This is a genomic window from Corynebacterium suicordis DSM 45110, assembly GCF_015351405.1.
Taxonomy (GTDB): Bacteria; Actinomycetota; Actinomycetes; order Mycobacteriales; family Mycobacteriaceae; genus Corynebacterium; species Corynebacterium suicordis.
This window is the reverse complement of sequence record NZ_JADKMY010000001.1, coordinates 945,020-965,613: the sequence shown is the minus strand read 5'-3', so window position 1 is coordinate 965,613 and position 20,594 is coordinate 945,020. Positions and strand designations below refer to the sequence as shown.

Here is a 20,594-nt window from a genome sequence, read left to right as displayed (position 1 = left end):
CTCACGCTTAGCTAACTCACAGGGGCTGCATGTCCTTTAAGGTCCTCACCCGGGAACGCGCCCATTGTGCGAGGTACAGCTCCGCACACGCCAGGGCATCCGTCAGCGCGTTGTGGCTGCGATACTCCGGCAAAGCATAACGTTCGCGCACCCGCGGGAGGCGCAGGTCTTCTCCCCGTGGGAAGGTCCCCATCCGCTCCATATGTCGACGCTCAATCTCAAACGTATCCACCACAGGCACCGACAATCCAGACCCACAGTGCTTGCGGCACAGCGCCCCCAAGAACTCCTTTTCGATTGACGCGTAGTGCGCCAACATTGCCCGGCCAGTCAGTGCGCGCAACACAGAGTCCAAGGCGGCTTCTGGGCTGGTGCCCTCCGCTAGCTCCTCGTCCGTGAGCCCGTGGATGGTCGCGGACTCCCCCACGCTCTCCGCCCCTGCGGTATTCACCAATTCATAACCCGCGCCGGAGAGATCAATCTCGCCACCGTCAATGGGCACCCACCCAATGGACAGCACGCGGTCTCTGGCGGGATCCAACCCCGTGGTTTCGATATCAACAGCCAATAAACGCAACTCCTCCAGCGGGGTCTTCCCTTCTGGGCGAGGCACCTCATAAAAGCCGCGCAACGCCCCGGTGGCGGAACCGTGGCGTCGAAATCGGGGAAACATCAGATGCTCCGGATGGGATATTTGAGGTTCAGGGCATTCTGCATGCTTTTAATGATCTGGAAGGCATCCCGCAGGTTCTCCCGGTCCATCTTGGATAGGCGGCCGGGCTTGACGTGGTAATCCGGCTGCTTGCCCCGGCGGATCTGCTCCGCCTGGTGGTTCAGGGTGATGTTGTTGAGGAAGGAGAACGCGTCGGTGAGATCGCGTGCCGAGCGATCCAGCCGCTGCAGCGTGCCCAGTGCATCCCTGCCAGCAGTGATTGACAGCAACCGCGCCATCTGCACGATCGCCGCCGTGCCGCCCTTCTTCACGTTGAGCGTGTTGCGGTAATCCCCACCGCGATCCACCACCAGCCCGCGGAAGAAACCGAGTGGAGGTTCGCGCCGGGCAGCCAGGGCCGCCAGGTGGGCGTGGAGTCGGGGTGCGTGTTCTGCCGACGCCACCGCCTGCGCATGAACCGTAGACCCCAGTTCCAGATCGCCATGGATTGCCCGCATGTCGAAGAAGGTCTGCGCGTAGAGCAGCGCATCGGGCTCAGGTGCGGTGATCCAGTGTTGGAAAGTGTCCGCCCACTGAGAGGCGGTCATGCGCCATTGCGGGTTGCTCGCCATCATGTCCCCGGGGCACAATGCCTGCCCTGCGGTGGCCAAGCCCTGGCAGACAAATTCAGATAATTGGGCGAAGTACTGGCCGTGGGAGGTGGCGTCGAACTCATCGGATAACACGAGGGCATTGTCCTGATCAGAGGCCAAACCCATTTCCTTGCGACCCTGCGATCCCAGCACCACGAACGCATAAGGTACCGGTGGCGGTCCCAGGGATTCCTCGGCCAGGTGCAGGAGGCGGCGGGCCATGGCATCAGCCACCAGGGAGAGGAGGCTGGTGATCTCGTCGGCGGCGGCACCTCGCTCGATGAAGCGCAGGGCCACCCTTTGTGCATCCTCGTAAACCACCTTGATCTCTTCCGGGGAGTTCTTGCGCGCCAGGTCCCCCGCGAAATACATCGGGTTGGCCTGCAGCAGGCGCATCACGTCCGCCGAGGCGATGATGCCAGTGGTGCGACCCTCATCAACGATGGGAATGTGATGGATGTTCAGCTCCGCCATGATCAGCATGGCCTCGATCACCAGCTGGTCAGAAGTGGCGGTGCGCACGGAGCGGGTCATGAGCTCGCTCACGGGCGTGGTGGGCGCGATGGCCCCGGCGATGGCCTTGCGCATATCGCGGTCGGTGATGATTCCCTGCAGGGTGCCCTCGAGAGTGCCATCGCTCATGACCAGCAGAGAGCTGACGTTTTTCTCACCCATGATGCGGGCGGATTCCTGCAGGGATGCCTCCGGCCCGATGTGCGCGGGATTCGGGATAGCGAAGGTGGCCAGGCGCGTGCGCAGGATGTCTGAAAAGGATTCCCCGTGCAGGTGCTGGGCTTCCGCGCGGATGCGGGCCGAAAGCCCCGAGTAGTAGCGCACCAAATCAGGGCTGGAGGTCGCGAGCTCCTGAAATGCCGGGCGTTCCATGACCAGCAGCAGGGAGTCTTCCACCGTGGTCACGGTGTACTTGGAGATGTTTTCCCCGACCAGGGTGGAATACCCGAAGCTGCGGCCGGTATCGCGCCGGTCCAGCAACACTCCATCGACATCCATCACATCCACCGCGCCAGAACGCACCACGTAGAGGTGGTCGTTCGGCTCCCCCGCGGTGATGAGCGTGATCCCCTTGCGCACATAGCGCATGGTCATGGAACGCGGCACTGCATCGAGGACTTTCGCATCCAGCGACTGAAATGGATGGTGCTCCGCGAGGAAGCGACGCACCTCGTCTAGCTCAACGTTCATAGAGATAGTTTATCCCGCAAACGCATCTTCCAACCCCGGGTTGGGTGAACCGAGAATTAGAGATTCCTCACAGCTGCGGCCACGCGATCGCCCACCTCGGAGGTCTTGATGGGCGAACCATCGCGGCTGGAAGCCTCTTCCAGCACGGCCTTCTCGATCTTCTCGGCGTTGGGCTCATCGCCCAGGTGGCGCAGCATGAGGGCCACAGAGAGGATGGTTGCGCATGGATCAGCGATGCCCTGGCCGGCGATGTCCGGCGCGGATCCATGGACGGGCTCGAACATGGAAGGGTTCTCGCGCGAAGGATCGATGTTGCCGGATGCAGCCAGCCCGATGCCACCGGTGACGGCTCCGGCCAGGTCGGTGAGGATATCGCCGAACAGGTTGTCCGTGACGATGACATCGAAGGTGGAAGGCTTTGTGACCATGTAGATGGTGGCGGCATCGATGTGGTTGTAATCCACCGTCACCTCTGGGAATTCCTTGCCGATGGTTTCCACGGCGCGTGCCCACAGGCCACCCGCGTTCACCAGCACGTTGGTCTTGTGCACGAAGGTGAGCTTCTTGCGGCGGGATTGTGCGCGCTCGAAGGCATCGCGCACCACGCGGGAGACTCCGTAGTAGGTGTTCTGGGATACCTCGGAAGCCACCTCGTGATCGGTTCCCTCGCGCAGCGTGCCGCCGTTACCGCAGTACAGGCCTTCGGTTCCTTCGCGGACCACCACGAAATCGATCTCACCCGGATCCTTCAGCGGGCTGGACGCGCCCGGGTACAGCGTGGAGGGGCGCAGGTTGACCGCGTGATCCAGCTTGAAACGCAGTGGCAGAAGCAATCCGCGCTCCAGCACTCCTGCGGGAACCGTGCGCGGGTCGCCGATTGCGCCCAACAGGATGGCATCGTGTTCCCGCAGGGAAGCAACGTCCTCAGCGGTGAGGGTTTCCCCGTTGCGCAGGTAGCGGCGTGCACCGAGGTCGTATTCGGTGATCTCAATGTCATCCCGCACTGCCTCCAGCACCTTGAGCGCTTCTGGGACTACTTCGGTGCCGATTCCATCTCCGGCAATCACCGCGAGTTTCATTGTGTGGACTCCCTTGTCTCACTAGTTGGATTTCGTTGTAGTCTAACACCCCCTATTGCCTAAACCTTTCCAGCAGGGGTACAGTCAAGCCGTTTTGTTAATCACTAAAGTTAGCCTTACCCAAACTTCGGCTTGCTTTACCTACTGAACCGAGGTTCAGGTGCTTTATGCCAATTTCCTCATAGGCTTGCGCGAAGGCCTAGAAGCTTCGATGGTGGTCATCATCCTGGCTGCTTATCTCACCAAGACTGGCCGCAAGCACGAGCGGCCCTACCTCTGGGCAGGCATCGGCGCAGCTTTGCTGTTCACCGCCCTGAGCTTTGCGCTATTGCACTTCGGCACCAAGACTCTCACCACCCAGGGCCAAGAGCTCCTCGGTGGAATTGCCAGCATCATCACGGTCATCATGATCACTTGGATGCTCCTGTGGATGAGCAGCGCCGGCAAGTCCATGTCCGCGGAACTGCAGGGCCGGCTGGAATCAGCCGTGGGCCCCAAGGCCGTGTTCTTCGTGGCTTTCCTGGCCGTGGGCCGCGAGGGCATCGAGACAATCCTCTTGGCTTTCGACTCCCTGACGTCGATAAACAGCACACCCTTCATCGGCCTAGCCCTGGGCATTGGCATCGCCGTGGCCTTTGGATTCCTCATGTACAAGGGCGCGGTTCGGGTAAATATCGGCAAGCTCTTCCGCATCCTGGGTTTCCTGCTGGTGCTGGTGGCCGCGGGAATTCTTCGCTACGGCGTGAAGGATCTGCAGGAGGCCAACGTGCTGCCTGGAGTGCACAATTACGCCTTCGATATCTCCTCGGTACTCACCCCGGGCACCTGGTATGCCGCAGCGCTCGAGGGCATGTTCAACTTCGTGCCCAACCCCACCGTCCTCTCGTTCATTGCGTGGCTGGCTTACTTGGTCATCGTCATGCCGCTCTTCCTCCGGTCTGGAAAGCCAGTCCCCTCTCAGAAAGCAGAACCCACACATGTCTAAGAAGCTCACCGCTACCAAGCTCCTCGCCCCAGCATTGGCCGCATCCCTCCTCCTCGCGGGCTGTGCCGATAAGGCCGAAGAAGGCGCCGCTGCCATCGATGTCAAGGCCGATGACACCACTTGTGAGCTCGGCTCCACGGAAACCTCCACCGGTTCCACCACGTTCAACGTGACCAACTCCGGTACCAAGATCAACGAGTTTTACGTGATGACCAGCGGTGGACGCATCCTGGGCGAAGTAGAAAACATCGGCCCGGGAGCTTCCCGCACGCTGATCGTGGAGTTCCAGGAAGCCGGTGATTACACCACGCTGTGCAAGCCCGGCATGGTGGGCGAAGGCATCTCCGGCACCCTCAAGGTCACCGGCGATGACGTGAACTCCGCCGAGGGCGATGCAGCCCTGACCGAGAGCGTGGACAACTACACCTCTTACGTGCGCTCGCAGACCAAGAACCTCCAGGACGTCACCGAGAACTTCACCGCGGCCATCCAGGCGGGCGATGTGGAGAAGGCCAAGGAGCTCTTCCCACAGGTGCGCACCCCTTATGAGCGCATCGAGCCAGTGGCGGAATCCTTCCCGGATGACCTGGACCCACGCATCGACCTGCGCGAGGCCGACCTGGCCGAGGGCGATAAGTGGACCGGTTTCCACCGCATCGAGAAGGACCTGTGGGTCGAGGGAAAGATCACCGATGAGACCAAGCAGATGGCCGATCAGCTCTCCAAGGACATCCAGGAGCTCATCGATGGCGTGAACGCCGATGACTTCAAGCTCACCCCAGTGCAGATCGCCTCCGGCGCCCAGGGCCTGCTGGATGAGATCGCCACCTCCAAGATCACCGGTGAAGAGGACATCTTCTCCCACACCGACCTCTACGATTTCCAGGCCAACCTCGAGGGCAGCAAGGCCGCCATCGCCTCCCTGGAAAAGCCAATGGAGGAGCGCAAGCCGGGCATGCTCAAGGAGATCAACTCTCGTTTCGACGCCGTCCAGTCCGAGCTCAACAAGCACCGCGAGGGCGAAGGCTTTGTCAGCTACGACAAGGTTTCCGAGTCCGACCGCAAGGCACTGTCTACCGCACTCGATCACCTCACCGAAGAAGTGTCCATGGTGCAGGCCGTCATCTCTGAGTAGTCATGGCTTCGAAAAAAGAGAAGGAATCAACCGGTAGCGTCTCTCGGCGCGGTTTCCTCGCCGGAATGGGCATCGGGGCTGGTGCTGGTGTGCTCGCGGGCGGCGGCGGAGTGGCTGCCTATTCCGCGACCACGGATCCCGCCTCGGGCAACTCCATCGTCCCCTTCCGCGATGCGCACCAGGCCGGCATCACCACGGAGCAGCAGGAACACCTGCACATCGTGGCTTTGAACGTGCTGACCAAGGACCGCGCAGAGCTCAAGAAGGTGCTGGCCACCTGGACCTCCATGGCCGAGCGCATGACCCAGGGCCTGGCCGCCACGGACGAGGAACAATCCAGCGAGTACTCCGTCCCCGCCGATTCCGGCGAGGCGCAGGACTTGGGTGCCAAGAATCTCACCGTGACCGTGGGTTATGGTCCTTCTCTTTTCGACGCCAGGTTTGGCCTATCAGACAGAAAACCCGCCCAACTCAATCCCCTGCCCACCTTCCCCGGTGATCAGCTCAAGGATGAGCTGTGCGATGGGGATATCGTGATCCAGTCCTGCGCGGATGATCCCCAGGTTGCGGTTCATGCCGTGCGCAACTTGGTCCGGGCCGGCAGTGGTGTGGTGGAGGTGCGCTGGTCCCAGCTGGGTTACGGACGAGCCAGCTCCACCTCTTCCGAGCAAGCCACGCCGCGAAACCTTTTCGGTTTCAAGGATGGCACACGGAACATCCACTCCAACGAGTCCGGGGACGTGGAGGAGTTTGTCTGGTCCGATGAAGTGGGCTGGATGCAGGGCGGCTCATACATGTGTGCCCGTCGTATCCGCATGCTGTTGGAGCTCTGGGATCGGCAGACACTGGGCGAGCAGCAGGCCACGTTCGCTCGCTTCCGCGCCTCCGGTTCCCCACTGGGCACGGAGGATGTCCCGGACAAGGAGTTCGCGGAGGTGCCGTTCAATCTCATCTACGGCCGGGAACCTGCCATCCCCGTGGATTCCCACGTGTTCCTCTCCCACCCGGAACAGAATAAAGGCGCCCGCATGTTGCGGCGCGCCTATAACTTCATCGAAGGTTCAGATAGCTTTGGCCACTTGTCTGCCGGGCTGTTCTTCATTGCCTACGTGGGCAAACCCGAGGAAACCTTCATTCCCATTCAGTTGCGATTGTCCAAGAACGACCGCATGAATGAGTACGTGCGTTATGAATCCAAAGCCATCTTCGCGTGTCCCCCAGGCCTCGCGGACGGCGAGGACTGGGGCACGCAGCTGTGTGGCTAGTTGAGGTCCAGAACCACTGCGGTGGAGGCGTTCAGATCGCCACGCACCTTCTCCACTAGCTCTTCATCCAGCTCGCGGTCAACGCGGAGCACCAGGGTAGCCTGCTCTTCGTCCTCAGCCTGGGACAGTGCAGCGGCATCGATGTTGATGCCCTTGGCACCCAGGGAGGTACCCACGGATCCCAGTGCGCCCGGCTGATCGCCGTACACCAGGAACAGGTTGTAACCGGTGGCACGCAGGTCCAGGCCGCGGTCATTGATGCGCACGATCTTCTCCACGCGCTCCAAGCCGGTCAGTGCGCCGATAACGCTCACTGCCTGGCCGTTTCCGGCCACAACCTTGACCTCCACCACGGAGCGGTGCGTCACGGACTCTGGCTGAGTGCTCACGTCCAGAGCCACGCCGCGCTCTTCGGCGATCTTTGGAGCGTTCACGAAGGTGACCTGCTCCTCGATCACGCCGGAGAACACACCGCGCAGGGCGGAGAGTCCTAGGGCATCAACGGACTCGGAAGACAGCTCGCCGCGGGCTTCCACCAGCACGGACTGCGGTGCAGCTCCCAGCAGAGCAGCTGCTACGCGGCCGAGCTTGGAGGACAGGTTGAGCCAGAGCGCAACTTCCTCGGAAACCTTGCCACCGGCGACGTTGACGGCGTCGGGAACAAAATCTCCGGAGAGTGCACGCAGGACGGAGGCCGCTACATCGGTGCCCGCACGATCCTGAGCCTCTTCGGTGGACGCGCCGAGGTGCGGGGTGACCACAACTTCCGGCAGGTCAAACAGAGGAGAGTCGGTGCAAGGCTCAGATGCGTACACGTCAAAGCCGGCGCCGCGGATGTGGCCGGACTTGATGGCGTCTGCCAGAGCCTGCTCATCCACCAGGCCACCGCGGGCGGCGTTGATGATGATCTGGCCCTTCTTGGACTTGGACAGCAGCTCGGCATTGAACATGCCGGCGGTTTCCTTGGTCTTGGGCAGGTGGATGGTGACGAAGTCGGAGCGACCCATGAGGTCCTCCAGGTTGTCCACCAATTCCACACCCAGCTGTGCGGCGCGGGCTGCGTTCGCATAAGGATCGTAGGCGATGATGTCGGTCTCGAAAGCTGCCAGGCGCTGCGCAAACAGCTGGCCGATGTGGCCGAAGCCGACGATGCCGACGGTCTTGTTCAGGATCTCCACACCATTGAAGGAGGAACGCTTCCACTCTCCATCGCGCAGGGTCTTGTCTGCGGCAGGGATCTGACGAGCGGTGGAGAGCAACAGGGACACAGCGTGCTCACACGCGGAGTGGATGTTGGAGGTAGGAGCGTTGGCCACCATCACGCCACGGGCGGTGGCGGTTTCGATGTCCACGTTGTCCAGACCCACGCCTGCGCGGCCCACGATCTGCAACTTGGATGCGGCTTCCAGAACCTCGGCATCAACCTTGGTGGCGGAACGCACGAGGAGGGCATCAGCATCCACCACTGCCTTGAGCAGCTCGGGACGGTTCGGACCATCTACCCAGCGCACCTCAACGGCATCTCCAAGGGCATCGACAGTGGACTGGGAAAGCTTATCGGCAATCAGAACTACCGGGCGGTTACTGCTCACGCTATGTTCTCCTGAGTGGAAAAGTAGTGCCTGCTCCGGATCGAAACGACCGCGCCGATCCGAAGAGGGACCACGCCGTTCAAATGTGGCGTGCGACCCTTAACAGCATAGTCTTAACTCCCCAGTTCTTCAGCATGGCCAAGGGTTAAATCTGTACCGCTTAGTCTGTACACACAAACGCACGTCCAGATACGCAAAAAAGCACTCGCCCCAACAGGAGCGGTGCTTTCTTGAATGGGTCTAGCTGTGAGTTTAGGCAGTCTCGGAGCGAGCGTCTACCTTGACCCAGCTCATGAGGTCACGCAGCTTCTTGCCGGTGGTCTCCAGCTGGTGGTCGTTGTAGGAAGCACGCAGATCCTCGAGCTCCTTGTTGCCACCCTCAACGTTGGCAACCAGGCGCTTGGTGAAGGTGCCGTCCTGGATATCGGTGAGGATATCCTTCATGCGCTTCTTGGTGTCCGCGTCAATCACGCGAGGGCCGGAGAGGTATCCGCCGAACTCTGCGGTGTCAGACACGGAGTAGTTCATGTTGGCCAGGCCGCCCTCGAACATGAGGTCCACGATGAGCTTGAGCTCATGCAGCACCTCGAAGTAAGCCATTTCTGGCTCGTAGCCAGCCTCAACCAGAACCTCGAAGCCGGTCTTGACCAGCTCTTCGGTGCCACCACAGAGCACAGCCTGCTCACCGAACAGGTCGGTGACGGTCTCTGCTTCGAAGGTGGTGGGGATCACGCCGGCGCGTGCGCCACCGATTGCTGCAGCATAAGAAAGAGCAAGTTCCTTGCCCTCGCCCTTTGGATCCTGGTCAACGGCGATCAAACAAGGCACACCCTTGCCATCGACGAACTGACGACGAACCAGGTGACCTGGGCCCTTTGGTGCAACCATGCCGATGGTGGTGGAAGCATCTGGCTTGATCAGGTCGAAGTGGATGTTCAGGCCGTGTCCGAAGAAGAGGGCGTCGCCGTCCTTGAGATTCGGCGCGATGTCGTTTTCGAAGATGCTGGCCTGAGAGGTATCAGGGGCGAGCAGCATGATCACGTCTGCCCACTCGGAAGCTTCCGCATTGTTCTTCACGGTGAAGCCGGCTTCTTCAGCCTTGGCGCGGGACTTGGAACCTTCGCGCAGGCCGATAACAACCTCCACGCCGGATTCGCGCAGGTTCTGTGCGTGCGCGTGACCCTGGGAGCCGTAACCGATGATCGCGACCTTGCGACCTTGGATCAAGGAGAGGTTTGCATCGTCTTCGTAAAGTACGTCGATAGCCATGGGGAAAGTTCCTTTCGTTGCGGATCTGCTGACTCTATTTATACCAGCAGTCCATTTCATTTAGTGAGATGGGGGTGACCACATAGTGGGCACGGGCGAGCTAAAGCTTGGAGGGGTACATCGCCTTCGGGCCGCGGCTCATGGCGGTGATCGAAGACTCCACCAGCTCGCGAATGCCAAACGGCTCCAAGATATCCAGCAGCGCCTGCAGCTTGGATGGAGAACCAGTGGCCTCCACGATCAGGGATTCCGGTCCCACATCCACCACGTGTGCGCGGAAGAGCTTGGCGGATTCCACAACCTGGGTGCGGTTGGTGGCATCGGCGGAAACCTTCACCATCAGCAGGCCACGCTCCACAGTGGTCTCTGGATCCTGGCGGGTCACCTTGATCACTGGAATCAGCTTGTTGAGCTGCTTGGTGATCTGCTCGATAACATGATCCTCACCCTCCACCACGATGGTGAGGCGATTAATGCCCTCCACCTCCGTGCGACCGGAGCTGATGGAGAGGATGGAGAAGGCGCGGCGGGTAAACATTCCCGAGACGCGGGAAATGATGCCGTCTTCGTCCTGACAAAGAATGGACAGTGTGTGGCGCTGAGCCATTATTTCTTCTCCTCGTTGGTGCTGCGATCGTCGATCTGTTCTTGGAGATCTTCTTCGATCTCTTCCTTAATGACGCCGTGAATTTCCGCAGGGTCCTCCCCTGCCGAGGATTCCTCGTCGAACAGTGGACGCAGGTTCATCGCGTACTGGATTTCGTTATTTGAGGTGCCGGCCGCAACCATTGGCCACACCTGAGCGTCTTCACCAACGATGAAATCGATCACCACTGGGCGGTCATTGATGGCTTCCGCCTTGCGGATGGTGGGTTCCACATCTTCTTCGCGGGTCACGCGGAAGGCTGCACATCCCATGGCTTCTGCCAGCATGAGGAAGTCAGGCAGGTAGTGCTCGCCTGGCTTGAGGTTGGTGTGGGAGTAGTGCTCGTCGTAGAAGAGCGTCTGCCACTGACGTACCATGCCCAGGCTGCCGTTGTTGATCAGTGCCACCTTGATGGGTAGCTTTTCGACGGCACAAGTGACCAGTTCCTGGTTGGTCATCTGGAAGCAGCCATCGCCATCGATGGCCCACACGCTGGTCTCCGGCTTTCCGGCCTTGGCCCCCATGGCCGCTGGCACAGCGTAGCCCATGGTGCCCAAGCCTCCCGAGTTCAACCACGTGCGGGGCTTTTCGTAGTCCACGAATTGCGCTGCCCACATCTGGTGCTGACCCACGCCTGCCACGTAGATCGCATCCGGGCCAACCACGCGGGAGAGCGTCTCGATGACAAACTGGGGTGCCAGTTTGTCATTCGGCTGTTCCGTGTAACCGCGGGGGAAGTCCTCGATCAGCTTGCCCAGGTAATCCAACCACGCGGAGGTGTTTGGTCCCTTCAGCCCGTTGTTGCGCATGGAATCGGGAAGCGCCTGCAGTACCTCGCGGGCGTCGCCCACGATGGGCACCTGCACCTCGCGCACCTTGCCGATTTCCGCTGGGTCGATATCCGCGTGGATGACCTGCGCATTTGGTGCGAAGCTTTCCAAGTGGCCGGTAACGCGATCATCGAAGCGAGCACCAATGGTGATCAGCAGGTCAGAACGCTGCAGGGCGGCCACGGCAGGAACGCTGCCGTGCATGCCCGGCATACCCATGTGCAGACGGTGAGATTCTGGGAATGAACCCAGGGCCATGAGGGTGGTGACCACTGGGATGTCATATGCCTCAGCGAAAGCCATCAGTTCTTGATGCGCTTCCGCCTTGATCACGCCACCGCCGATGTACAGCGTTGGCCGGCGAGAAGAGTTGATCAGCTTCACGGCCTCATCGATCTGCCGTGGGTGCGGGGTGGTGACTGGGCGGTAACCGGGCAGGTCGAACTGCGGTGGCCAGGTGAAGTCCATCTCCGCGTTCTGCACGTCCTTGGGGATATCCACCAGCACCGCGCCGGGGCGGCCGGTGGATGCCACATGGAATGCCTCCGCGATTGCCGCGGGAATGTCCTCTGGGCTGGTCACCATGAAGTTGTGCTTGGTGATCGGCATGGTCACGCCGCGGATATCCGCTTCCTGGAAAGCATCCGTGCCCAACATGTGCTGGCCCACCTGACCAGTGATGGCCACCAGCGGGACGGAGTCCATGTTTGCATCGGCGATCGGGGTGACCAAGTTGGTGGCACCCGGGCCGGAAGTGGCGATACACACGCCCACCTTGCCGGTGGCCTGGGCGAAACCGGTAGCCGCGTGGCCAGCGCCCTGCTCGTGACGCACCAAGATGTGATTGAGGCGCTTGGAGGAATAGAGGGCGTCGTACAAAGGCAGCACGGCACCGCCCGGGAGGCCAAAGACTACGTCCGTGCCGAGCTCTTCGAGGGAGCGGACGACAGCCTGGGCGCCGTTAATGCGCTCGGGCCGCTTGCCGCGGGAGTTGTTCGCCAGGGTGGCTGGCGTGGGCTGCGAGCGTGATGTGTCCGTCACGTGTCATTCGCTCCTTGAGTCGGTGCTTTTGCAGGAAAGGGATGGGCAAGCAAAAGGCCCCCGAGCATGGCTTGGGGGCGCAGGAATTATTCGAGAATCTCGAGTGAGGGTGCGCCCCTCAGGGTACGAGTACGCGAATAATTAGGTTGCTCATCATGAAACACAGCTTAGTCACACTGGGCTGTGATTAGCAACACTTTGAGCACTAATTTCCCAAACTATGAACATGATCATCTCACTAGGTGACCACATTTCACCCGGTTTTCCAGCGAAAAATCAGCCCCCGAGCAGCGAATAGCAAGAGTATGGTTCCGGCGGATTATTCATTACTGTGGAGCACATGAATCTGAAGTTCTTCTTGTACCAGCTCTGGGATTGGTTCATCCACCACGGCATCCCCATCACCGCGCTGGTTCTCACGGCCATTCTGGTGCCGCGCGTGGGCCGGCTGGCCATGCGCCTTGCCGAGCGCCAGCTATCCAAGGGCGAAGAGGCCACCAAGACCCGCCTGGCCCTGATCGGCGCCCTGGTCTACGTGGTGGAAGCCATCGCATTCTTCTTCATCGTCTTGCTCGCGCTCACCAACCTGGGCGTGCCCGCCTTGGGTGCCGCACTTCCCGCCACCGTGGTCTCCGCCGCCATTGGTTTCGGCGCGCAGAACGTAATTGGCGATTTCCTGGCCGGGTTCTTCATCATCTCCGAGCGTCAGTTCGGCTTGGGCGATTACGTCAGCTTCGATGGCCCCAGCAGCCCCGTTGAAGGCACCGTGGTGGCCATCACTTTGCGCGCCACCCGCCTGCGCACGCCTTCCGGCGAGATGGTGAACGTCCCCAACGGCACCACCGGTGTGATCACCAACTTCTCCCAGGAGTGGTCCCGCGCCGTGGTAGATATCCAGATCCCCATGAAGCACGGCGAATCCATGTCCGAGCTCACCCACAGCGTGGAACGCGCCGCTCAGCACGCGGTGAACGACCCCGACGTGGCCAAGGACGTCACCGATCAACTCGATGTCCTCCCCGCCATGAACTTAGTTCAGCCCGCCACCGCCGGTCAGCCGTGGTCCGTGCAGTTCCGCATCACCGCGGACGTTAACCCCGCCCGTCAGTGGGCCGTGGAACGCGCCATCCGCGCCGCCGTGGCCAACGAGTTCTGGGAGCGCATGCAGCACGCGCCCGCCTTCGGTCCCTCTTCTTCTCTTTCCGACGCCACCCCAGCCCCACGTATCGAGGAAGACCCGGCACTGACCGAGCAGGCACGCGGATCCGAGCCCAAGGATGATGGTCCGGGAGCACCCTCTGCCCACACCCACTCGACCCCGAAGCGAGACGAACGCGGGGGCATCATCGATGGCGAAGAGGAACTCGATGACTCCCTGGATGAGAATGTCTTTGAGCGTCACGATTACGACACCAAGATCAAGAACCTTCTCAGCATCGGGGGAAGAACCCGCGTGTCCACTACCCTGCTGTTCATCGCGTTGATTTTCGTGGGCGGGTTGGCGCTGGCGTCGTCGAATCCCGAAGGCGGAGAAGCTGGCCTGCTCAACCCGGCACGCTGGCAGTCCACCGAAGAGACCACAGCACCGGAGGAAACCACACCTGCCGAAACCGAGCCATCGGTAACCGAGACTCCGACCGAAGAGCAACCAACGGTCTCGGAGCAGCCCACGGACACCACCGAGCAACAGAATCCACAAACCACCACGCAGCAGCCCACCACTTCCAGCCAGCCCCCTGCCACCAGCCAGCAGCAGCAACCCACTGCCGAGACCACCCAGCCCACGCAGTAACCGCGATTCAACATCGACAGGCCAACCTGTTTAAATAGCAACTATGAGCGCAAACAGAATCACCCCACCCACCGCTGGACCGGGAGTGAAGTGGCGCGGCGATACCGTGACCCTCTCCCCCAGCCGCGAGCACCTGCTGGGCGCGGCCTTCATGGTGGTGCTGTGCCTGATTTTCGCGGGATTCAAGTTCTCGTGGTTCTTCTGGGTGCCGCTGCTGCCGCTGATCTTCCTGGCCTGGACCTTCTACGTGCGCACCACGGTGGGACCAAAGGGCATCTCCACCCGCTACGCCCTGCGTAAGAACCAGGAGCTGGGATGGAATAAATTCTCCGGCGTGCAGTTTAATAAGGCGGGTAAAGCCTTTGCCGTTTCTCGTGAAGACGGAGCCGAAGAAAAGCGCTTCTGGCTCCCGGGAGTAACCTTTAACTCGCTGATCACCCTCAGCGTGGCATCTGACGGCCGCATTCCCGATCCGGTGACCCCGGGCCGAGAAGCCGCAGATCGCAAGGTGCAGGTTGTCCACAAGGACGGCCATGCAGTGCTGATGGATAAGGACGAATACGCTGAATACGAAGCTCAGCGTCGCGCCGAAGTAGAGAAGAGTGACTAGAACGATGAACGCAATCCCATTGAGATCCGCCGTAACCACCCAGGGCCGCAATGCCGCGGGCGCACGTGCGCTGTGGCGCGCCACGGGCATGACCGATGCAGACTTCGATAACAAGCCGATCATCGCCATCGCGAACTCTTACACGCAGTTCGTGCCTGGTCACGTGCACCTCAAGGATGTCGGAGACATCGTCGCCGAGGCCATCACCGAAGCCGGTGGCGTGGCTCGCGAGTTCAACACCATCGCCGTGGACGATGGCATCGCCATGGGTCACGCGGGCATGTTGTACTCCCTGCCTTCTCGTGAGGTCATTTCCGACGCCGTGGAGTACATGGTCAACGGCCATGCCGCGGACGCTTTGGTATGTATCTCCAACTGCGACAAGATCACCCCGGGCATGCTCAATGCAGCAATGCGCCTGAACATCCCAGTGGTGTTTGTCTCCGGTGGCCCGATGGAAGCCGGCAAGGCCGTGGCTGTCGATGGTGTGGTGCAGGCCCCAACTGACCTGATCACCGCCATTTCCGCTTCTGCTTCCGACAAGGTGGACGCGCAGGGATTGCTGGACGTGGAATCTGCAGCCTGCCCTACCTGTGGTTCGTGTTCCGGTATGTTCACCGCGAACTCCATGAACTGCCTGACTGAGGCACTGGGTCTCTCCCTGCCAGGCAACGGCTCCACGCTGGCTACCCAGGTGGCTCGCCGCGACCTGTTCAGCCGCGCGGGCACCACCATCGTGGACCTGTGCAAGCGCTACTACGGCGAGGGTGACACCTCCGTTCTGCCGCGCAACATCGCCACCCGCGAGGCATTCGAGAACGCCATGGCACTGGACATGGCCATGGGTGGCTCCACCAACACGGTGCTGCACATCCTGGCTGCCGCCGAAGAGGGTGAAGTGGACTTCACCCTGCATGATATCGATGCCCTCTCCAAGCGCGTCCCCTGCCTTTCCAAGGTGTCCCCGAACTCCGATTACCACATGGAAGACGTCCACCGCGGCGGCGGAATCCCCGCCATCCTCGGTGAGCTCTACCGCGGGGGCAAGCTCAACGAGGGCGTGCACAGCGTGCACTCAAACACTCTCAAGGAATGGCTGCTGAACTGGGATATCCGCTCCGGTGAAGCCAGCGAAGAAGCCATTGAGCTCTTCCACGCTGCCCCCGGTGGCGTGCGCACCACCGAGCCCTTCTCCACCAGCAACCGCTGGTCTTCCCTGGACACGGACGCCGCCGAAGGTGTCATCCGCGATGTGGAACACGCCTTCACCGCTGATGGCGGCCTGGTGATCCTGCGCGGAAACCTCGCGGAAAACGGCGCTGTGATCAAGTCCGCCGGTGTGGATCCCTCCGTCTGGCACTTCGAGGGCAAGGCTCTCGTGGTGGAATCCCAGGAAGATGCCGTGCGCGTGATCTTGGACAAGAAGGTGCAACCAGGCCACGTGGTTGTGGTGCGCTACGAAGGCCCCGCTGGTGGCCCTGGCATGCAGGAAATGCTCCACCCCACCGCGTTCCTCAAGGGCGCGGGATTGGCCAAGGAGTGCGCACTGATCACCGACGGCCGCTTCTCCGGCGGCTCCTCCGGAATCTCCGTGGGTCACATGTCCCCCGAGGCTGCCCACGGCGGACTCATCGGCTTGGTGCAGGATGGCGATCCCATTCTCATCGATATCCACGAGCGTCGCCTGGAGCTGCAGGTTTCTGATGAAGAGATCGCCAAGCGTCGGGAAGAAATGGAATCCCGCGACAAGCCTTGGTCTCCGACCACCCGCCAGCGCACCGTCACCAAGGCTCTGCGCGCCTATGCCTCCATGGCCACTTCAGCTGACCGCGGTGCTGTCCGCGAAGTGAAATAGTCACTACCGCGCTGCAGGGCTTTGTCCTGTGGCTCTCCCTCATGGTGGCCATTGGCCCCCAGAATGCGCTGATCATCAAGCAGGGTCTGCGCCGGAGCTCTGTGCTTCCGGTGCTGGCCGTGGTGATGATCAGCGATTTTTTCTTGGCCCTGCTGGGCATTACCGGCGTGGGCTTGCTGGTGGAGCGCGCTCCCTGGCTGCTCTGAGGCCTGCGCTGGGTGGGCGTGGCCTACCTGTTGTGGTTCGCGTTCACATGTTTCCGCGACGCCCGCAATCCCCAATCCCTGGCCAACGAAGACGTCAGCGGCCTGTATAAACCGGTCATCGCCGCATTTATCATGACCTGGGCAAATCCTGCCGCCTACATCGACTCGATGATCCTCGGCAACGTGGCCGCCCAAACCCCCGGTAGCGCCCCCGCCCTGCTCATCGGCGCGATGTGCGCCACCTTGCTGTGGTTCCCCGCCCTCGGTCTGGGTGCCCGCGTCCCTTCCAAACCTTTATCGACGCCACGCTTCTGGTCCTACATCAACCTCGGCATCGGCATCATGATGGTGGCCATCGCGCTCAAGCTCGCCTTGAGCAATTAAGCGGTCAGGAACCACAGGCCAGCGAGGCCGGCCACAGCGATAATCGCGAACAACCACGCCGACGCCAACGGCCGGGTAGCCCAACCGCGTGGACGATCCAACGCAGCTCGGCCGGGTCCGGTGAACAGGATCACCATGGACATGGCCGCCAGGATTGCCCACATCTGTACTTCGGTATCCAGCGTGGCGGGGAAATATCCGCCCTCCCATGCGCGCAGGTGATGCAGCGCCAGGAATCCGGCTGCGACGGCACCCAGTGCCGCGCCAAGTGGCGTGAGCAGACCCAGGATCAACAGACCGCCGGCCACTACCTCGGCCACGGAGATTCCCACGGCCAGGAGATCCGCATGGGAGTGATCCGAAAGCTGCGATTCGAAGGTGTTCAGCCCAGCGTGCCCGCCAAAGGCGAAGAGGATCTGCAGGCCATGGACCAGCAGCAAACCGCCCACAACCAGGCGCAGCAGCAGCAAACCAAAGCTCAGCGTGCCGCGCTTGTCCCGCACGGGCTTTTCTGCCACGGGCGCTTCGGTAGCTGGCTCATCAGCCACTGACTTGTCCATTACCCGCGTGGCTGGTGCAGTAGTTGCTGCTGAAGCTGGAACCGCAGTTGCGGGCTTGGCCACCGATGGTTCGGTCTTAGTTGCCTCATTCACAACGGGCTCTTCAACCACAGGTTCGGGCTTCTTCGGCTCCGGCCGCTTAGGCTCGATCCGCTGTGGGCGAGCCCGTCCGGTCATCGCGTAGGGGTCACGAGAATAGGTCGGTACGTCTACATCCGTATTGGCGTCGTCAAAAAAATCATTTTCCCGGCTCATTCCCCCAGCCTATGCGGGTTGCTTTCTCCCACGGAGGAGGCTGCCCGGCGAGTCGGTCTACCATGGATCAACATGGGCAATATTTCCACAGGCGGCAGCTTTGACCGCGACATGAATTACATCGATGACCGAGCAATCCCCGAAGCTGGAACGTACCGGCTGGTCGGCGCCCGCGCGTGTCCTTGGGCACACCGCGCGATCATTACGCGTCGACTCCTGGGCCTGGAGAACGCAATCTCGCTGGGCTTGACCGGTCCCACGCACGATTGGAAGTCCTGGACTTTCGATCTCTACCCCAACAGCATCGACCCCGTGCTCAAGATGGGTCAGCTGCGCAGCGCATACCTGAACCGCTACCCGGATTACCCCAAGGGCATTACGGTTCCCGCACTGGTGGAGATCGAATCCCAATCCGTGGTCACCAATGATTTCCGCACCATGGTCAAGGATTTCTGCACCGAGTGGACGGAATTCCACCGCGAGGATGCCCCGGACCTCTACCCGGAACACCTGCGCGAAGAGATCGATGAGGTGGCAGACCGAGTCTTCCGCACCGTGAACAACGGCGTGTACAAGGCCGGTTTCGCGGGATCCCAGGAGGCGTACGAAAAGGCCTTCAACGAGCTTTTCGAGTCCCTGGATTGGTTGGAGGAGCGCCTGAGCGATTGCCGCTACCTGGTGGGCAATCAGATCACCTTGGCGGATGTGTACCTCTACCCCACCCTCATCCGCTTCGACATGGTCTACCACAACCACTTCAAGTGCAACCGCAACAAGATCTCGGAGATGCCCGTGCTGTGGGCATACCTGCGAGATCTCTTCCAGACCCGCGGATTCGGTGATACCACCAACTTCCAGCAGATCAAGGACCACTACTTCCTGGTTCACACAGACATCAACCCCACGGGCGTGGTTCCCGTGGGGCCGGATCCGCAGAGCTACCACGCTCCGCACGATCGCGCCGAGCTACCCGGCGATGACTGGACTCCACCCGGAGAGAATCCCGCCGAGGAATCCTTCCCGGATGATGAGAAGCTGGCTTAGCTGAGCTTCTTGGCGATCAGCTGATTGACCTGCGCTGGGTCAGCCTTGCCGCGAGTGGCCTTCATGACCGCGCCCACGATAGCGCCGGTGACCTTGGTGTTACCGGCCTTGTACTTCTCCACCACGCCTGGGTTTGCGGCGAGCGCTTCATCGACTGCCGCTTCGATGGCGGAATCATCGCGCACAACCTCTAGGCCGCGATCGGCGATGACCTTATCGACGTCGCCCTCCCCAGCCAGCACACCGTCTACAGCCTGACGCGCGAGCTTCGTGGTGAGCTTGCCCTCGCCCACCAGGGCGATGACCCGAGCTACCTGTGCTGGCGTGATCTCCAGCGCGGTGAGCTCCACGCCCGCCTCGTTGGCCTTGCCTGCCAGGTAGGAGACCCACCAAGAACGCGCCTCACCGGAGGACGCTCCGGCTTCCACGGTCTCGATGATCAGATCCAGCGCGCCGGCGTTCACCAGGTCGCGCATCTCTTCGTCCTTGAGCTTCCACTCTTCCTGGATGCGCGCGCGGCGGATCCACGGCATCTCCGGCAGGGTGGCGCGGATTTCCTCGACCCACTCTGCTGGGGCGATCACGGGAGGCAGGTCCGGATCGTTGAAGTAGCGGTAGTCCGCCATGGTTTCCTTCACGCGACCGCGGGAAGTGGTGCCATCCGTCTCCTGGTAGTGACGGGTTTCCTGGATGATCTCCACGTCATTCACCAGACATGCGGCCTGGCGCTGCATCTCGAAGCGCACGGCCTGCTCCACTGACTTCAGGGAGTTGATGTTCTTGGTTTCCGTGCGGGTGCCGAATTCCGTGGTTCCCTTTTCACGCAGGGACAGGTTGGAATCCACGCGCATGGAACCCTGGTCCATGCGGGCATCGGAGACTCCCAGCGCCTTCACCAGGTCGCGCAGGGCGGAGACATAAGCCTTGGCAATCTCCGGCGCCCGCTCGCCCATGCCCTCGATGGGCTTGGTGACGATCTCAATCAGAGGCACGCCAGCGCGGTTGCAGTCCACCAAGGAAGCGGTCGCGCCGTGGATGCGGCCGGAAGTTCCACCCAGGTGGGTGAGCTTGCCGGTGTCTTCTTCCATGTGCGCGCGCTCGATCTCCACGCGCCACTCGGTGCCATCATCCAGGGTGACATCCAGGTAGCCGTCGTACGCGATGGGCTCGTCATACTGGCTGATCTGGTAGTTCTTCGGCTGATCCGGGTAGAAGTAGTTCTTGCGCGCGAAACGGGAGAACGGGGCGATCTTGCAGTTCAGCGCCAGGCCGATCTTGATGGCCCACTCCACGCCCAGTTTGTTCACCACGGGCAGTGCTCCGGGCAATCCCAAGCTGCAGGGGTCCACGTTGGTGTTTGGCTCGTCGCCGAAGTCCGCGGAGGACGTGGAAAACATCTTGGTTTTCGTGGCGAGTTCCACGTGGACTTCCATACCCATTACTGGGTCGAAGCGCTCCAGCACTTCTTCGTAGTCCATCACATCATCGGAATAGTCGTAGACAGGCGCAGTCATGTGTGCCATCTTAGTACACCCCGG

At 61.3% G+C, this 20,594-nt stretch carries 16 protein-coding genes and 1 pseudogene; 8 read left to right on the top strand and 9 right to left on the bottom strand.

Going from position 1 to position 20,594, the window contains the following annotated elements; translation table 11 throughout:
* Positions 1–16: 16 nt before the first annotated feature.
* From IRY30_RS04495 to IRY30_RS04485, 3 genes are read right to left on the bottom strand one after another with little or no spacing between them, the layout of a single operon-like run.
* On the bottom strand, positions 17–673 hold the full coding sequence (locus tag IRY30_RS04495) for an exonuclease domain-containing protein (RefSeq protein ID WP_194556159.1): 657 nt from the start codon (positions 671–673) through the stop codon (positions 17–19).
* Positions 673–2,508 carry a DUF294 nucleotidyltransferase-like domain-containing protein gene (locus IRY30_RS04490; RefSeq protein ID WP_194556158.1) on the bottom strand — a complete coding sequence of 612 codons (1,836 nt, stop codon included), beginning with the start codon at positions 2,506–2,508 and terminating at the stop codon, positions 673–675. Before IRY30_RS04490 ends, IRY30_RS04495 begins: the two co-directional genes overlap by 1 nt.
* Before the next feature lie 56 nt (positions 2,509–2,564).
* A complete protein-coding gene (locus tag IRY30_RS04485; protein ID WP_194556157.1) occupies positions 2,565–3,587 on the bottom strand; it encodes a 3-isopropylmalate dehydrogenase in 1,023 nt (340 codons plus the stop codon).
* 160 nt (positions 3,588–3,747) lie between these two features.
* Here IRY30_RS04485 and efeU point away from each other — a divergent pair, with 160 nt between their 5' ends.
* Genes efeU through efeB form a run of 3 tightly spaced genes read left to right on the top strand, consistent with a single transcriptional unit; the run spans position 3,748 to position 6,972 of the window.
* Positions 3,748–4,572: an iron uptake transporter permease EfeU gene (efeU, locus tag IRY30_RS04480; protein WP_194556156.1), complete on the top strand. Its 825-nt coding sequence runs from the start codon at positions 3,748–3,750 to the stop codon at positions 4,570–4,572.
* Positions 4,565–5,707 (top strand): iron uptake system protein EfeO, encoded by a 1,143-nt coding sequence (gene efeO, locus IRY30_RS04475; protein ID WP_194556155.1) that lies wholly within the window; start codon positions 4,565–4,567, stop codon positions 5,705–5,707. The genes efeU and efeO overlap by 8 nt, the downstream gene beginning before the upstream one ends.
* A 2-nt stretch (positions 5,708–5,709) precedes the next feature.
* Positions 5,710–6,972 (top strand): iron uptake transporter deferrochelatase/peroxidase subunit, encoded by a 1,263-nt coding sequence (efeB, locus tag IRY30_RS04470; protein ID WP_194556154.1) that lies wholly within the window; start codon positions 5,710–5,712, stop codon positions 6,970–6,972.
* On the opposite strand, the gene serA is transcribed toward efeB, so the two are convergent.
* From serA to IRY30_RS04450, 4 genes are all read right to left on the bottom strand, one after another.
* On the bottom strand, positions 6,969–8,564 hold the full coding sequence (gene serA / locus IRY30_RS04465; protein WP_194556153.1) for a phosphoglycerate dehydrogenase: 1,596 nt from the start codon (positions 8,562–8,564) through the stop codon (positions 6,969–6,971). The two genes, efeB and serA, sit on opposite strands and share 4 nt — an antisense overlap.
* A 252-nt stretch (positions 8,565–8,816) precedes the next feature.
* On the bottom strand, positions 8,817–9,833 hold the full coding sequence (gene ilvC / locus IRY30_RS04460; RefSeq protein ID WP_194556152.1) for a ketol-acid reductoisomerase: 1,017 nt from the start codon (positions 9,831–9,833) through the stop codon (positions 8,817–8,819).
* Positions 9,834–9,933: 100 nt separating this feature from the next.
* Positions 9,934–10,440 carry an acetolactate synthase small subunit gene (gene ilvN / locus IRY30_RS04455; protein WP_194556151.1) on the bottom strand — a complete coding sequence of 169 codons (507 nt, stop codon included), beginning with the start codon at positions 10,438–10,440 and terminating at the stop codon, positions 9,934–9,936.
* Positions 10,440–12,350: an acetolactate synthase large subunit gene (locus IRY30_RS04450; protein ID WP_194556150.1), complete on the bottom strand. Its 1,911-nt coding sequence runs from the start codon at positions 12,348–12,350 to the stop codon at positions 10,440–10,442. Before IRY30_RS04450 ends, ilvN begins: the two co-directional genes overlap by 1 nt.
* 340 nt (positions 12,351–12,690) lie before the next feature.
* On the opposite strand from IRY30_RS04450, the gene IRY30_RS04445 reads away from it, so the two are divergent.
* The 4 genes and pseudogenes from IRY30_RS04445 (at position 12,691) to IRY30_RS04430 (ending at position 17,197) form a co-directional block, all read left to right on the top strand.
* Complete coding sequence (locus tag IRY30_RS04445; protein ID WP_194556149.1) at positions 12,691–14,142, top strand: mechanosensitive ion channel family protein; 1,452 nt, start codon at positions 12,691–12,693, stop codon at positions 14,140–14,142.
* A 43-nt stretch (positions 14,143–14,185) separates the two neighbouring features.
* The gene (locus IRY30_RS04440) at positions 14,186–14,752 is read left to right on the top strand and encodes a PH domain-containing protein (protein ID WP_194556148.1); all 567 of its coding nucleotides are present in this window, start codon (positions 14,186–14,188) and stop codon (positions 14,750–14,752) included.
* Between the two features lie 4 nt (positions 14,753–14,756).
* On the top strand, positions 14,757–16,607 hold the full coding sequence (gene ilvD, locus IRY30_RS04435) for a dihydroxy-acid dehydratase (protein WP_194556147.1): 1,851 nt from the start codon (positions 14,757–14,759) through the stop codon (positions 16,605–16,607).
* A gap of 41 nt (positions 16,608–16,648) precedes the next feature.
* Positions 16,649–17,197, top strand: a pseudogene (locus IRY30_RS04430) (LysE/ArgO family amino acid transporter).
* Here IRY30_RS04430 and IRY30_RS04425 read toward each other — a convergent pair.
* Positions 17,194–18,012, bottom strand: a complete 819-nt coding sequence (locus IRY30_RS04425; RefSeq protein ID WP_194556146.1) for a DoxX family membrane protein — start codon at positions 18,010–18,012, stop codon at positions 17,194–17,196. The pseudogene IRY30_RS04430 and the gene IRY30_RS04425 overlap by 4 nt on opposite strands.
* Before the next feature lie 72 nt (positions 18,013–18,084).
* Between IRY30_RS04425 and IRY30_RS04420 the strand changes: the two genes are divergently transcribed.
* Positions 18,085–19,056 carry a glutathione S-transferase family protein gene (locus IRY30_RS04420; RefSeq protein WP_194556145.1) on the top strand — a complete coding sequence of 324 codons (972 nt, stop codon included), beginning with the start codon at positions 18,085–18,087 and terminating at the stop codon, positions 19,054–19,056.
* Here IRY30_RS04420 and gatB read toward each other — a convergent pair.
* The gene (gene gatB, locus IRY30_RS04415) at positions 19,053–20,570 is read right to left on the bottom strand and encodes an Asp-tRNA(Asn)/Glu-tRNA(Gln) amidotransferase subunit GatB (protein WP_194556144.1); all 1,518 of its coding nucleotides are present in this window, start codon (positions 20,568–20,570) and stop codon (positions 19,053–19,055) included. The two genes, IRY30_RS04420 and gatB, sit on opposite strands and share 4 nt — an antisense overlap.
* Positions 20,571–20,594: the final 24 nt, after the last annotated feature.

Excerpts from the sequence above, each read along its gene's own strand:
- IRY30_RS04420 (WP_194556145.1), top strand. The coding sequence starts at position 18,085 with ATGGGCAATATTTCCACAGGCGGCAGCTTTGACCGCGACATGAATTAC.
- IRY30_RS04490 (WP_194556158.1), bottom strand. The coding sequence starts at position 2,508 with ATGAACGTTGAGCTAGACGAGGTGCGTCGCTTCCTCGCGGAGCACCAT.
- efeB (WP_194556154.1), top strand. The coding sequence starts at position 5,710 with ATGGCTTCGAAAAAAGAGAAGGAATCAACCGGTAGCGTCTCTCGGCGC.
- ilvN (WP_194556151.1), bottom strand. The coding sequence starts at position 10,440 with ATGGCTCAGCGCCACACACTGTCCATTCTTTGTCAGGACGAAGACGGC.
- gatB (WP_194556144.1), bottom strand. The coding sequence starts at position 20,570 with ATGACTGCGCCTGTCTACGACTATTCCGATGATGTGATGGACTACGAA.
- efeO (WP_194556155.1), top strand. The coding sequence starts at position 4,565 with ATGTCTAAGAAGCTCACCGCTACCAAGCTCCTCGCCCCAGCATTGGCC.
- IRY30_RS04445 (WP_194556149.1), top strand. The coding sequence starts at position 12,691 with ATGAATCTGAAGTTCTTCTTGTACCAGCTCTGGGATTGGTTCATCCAC.
- IRY30_RS04440 (WP_194556148.1), top strand. The coding sequence starts at position 14,186 with ATGAGCGCAAACAGAATCACCCCACCCACCGCTGGACCGGGAGTGAAG.
- IRY30_RS04425 (WP_194556146.1), bottom strand. The coding sequence starts at position 18,012 with ATGAGCCGGGAAAATGATTTTTTTGACGACGCCAATACGGATGTAGAC.
- IRY30_RS04495 (WP_194556159.1), bottom strand. The coding sequence starts at position 673 with ATGTTTCCCCGATTTCGACGCCACGGTTCCGCCACCGGGGCGTTGCGC.
- IRY30_RS04485 (WP_194556157.1), bottom strand. The coding sequence starts at position 3,587 with ATGAAACTCGCGGTGATTGCCGGAGATGGAATCGGCACCGAAGTAGTC.
- ilvC (WP_194556152.1), bottom strand. The coding sequence starts at position 9,833 with ATGGCTATCGACGTACTTTACGAAGACGATGCAAACCTCTCCTTGATC.
- ilvD (WP_194556147.1), top strand. The coding sequence starts at position 14,757 with ATGAACGCAATCCCATTGAGATCCGCCGTAACCACCCAGGGCCGCAAT.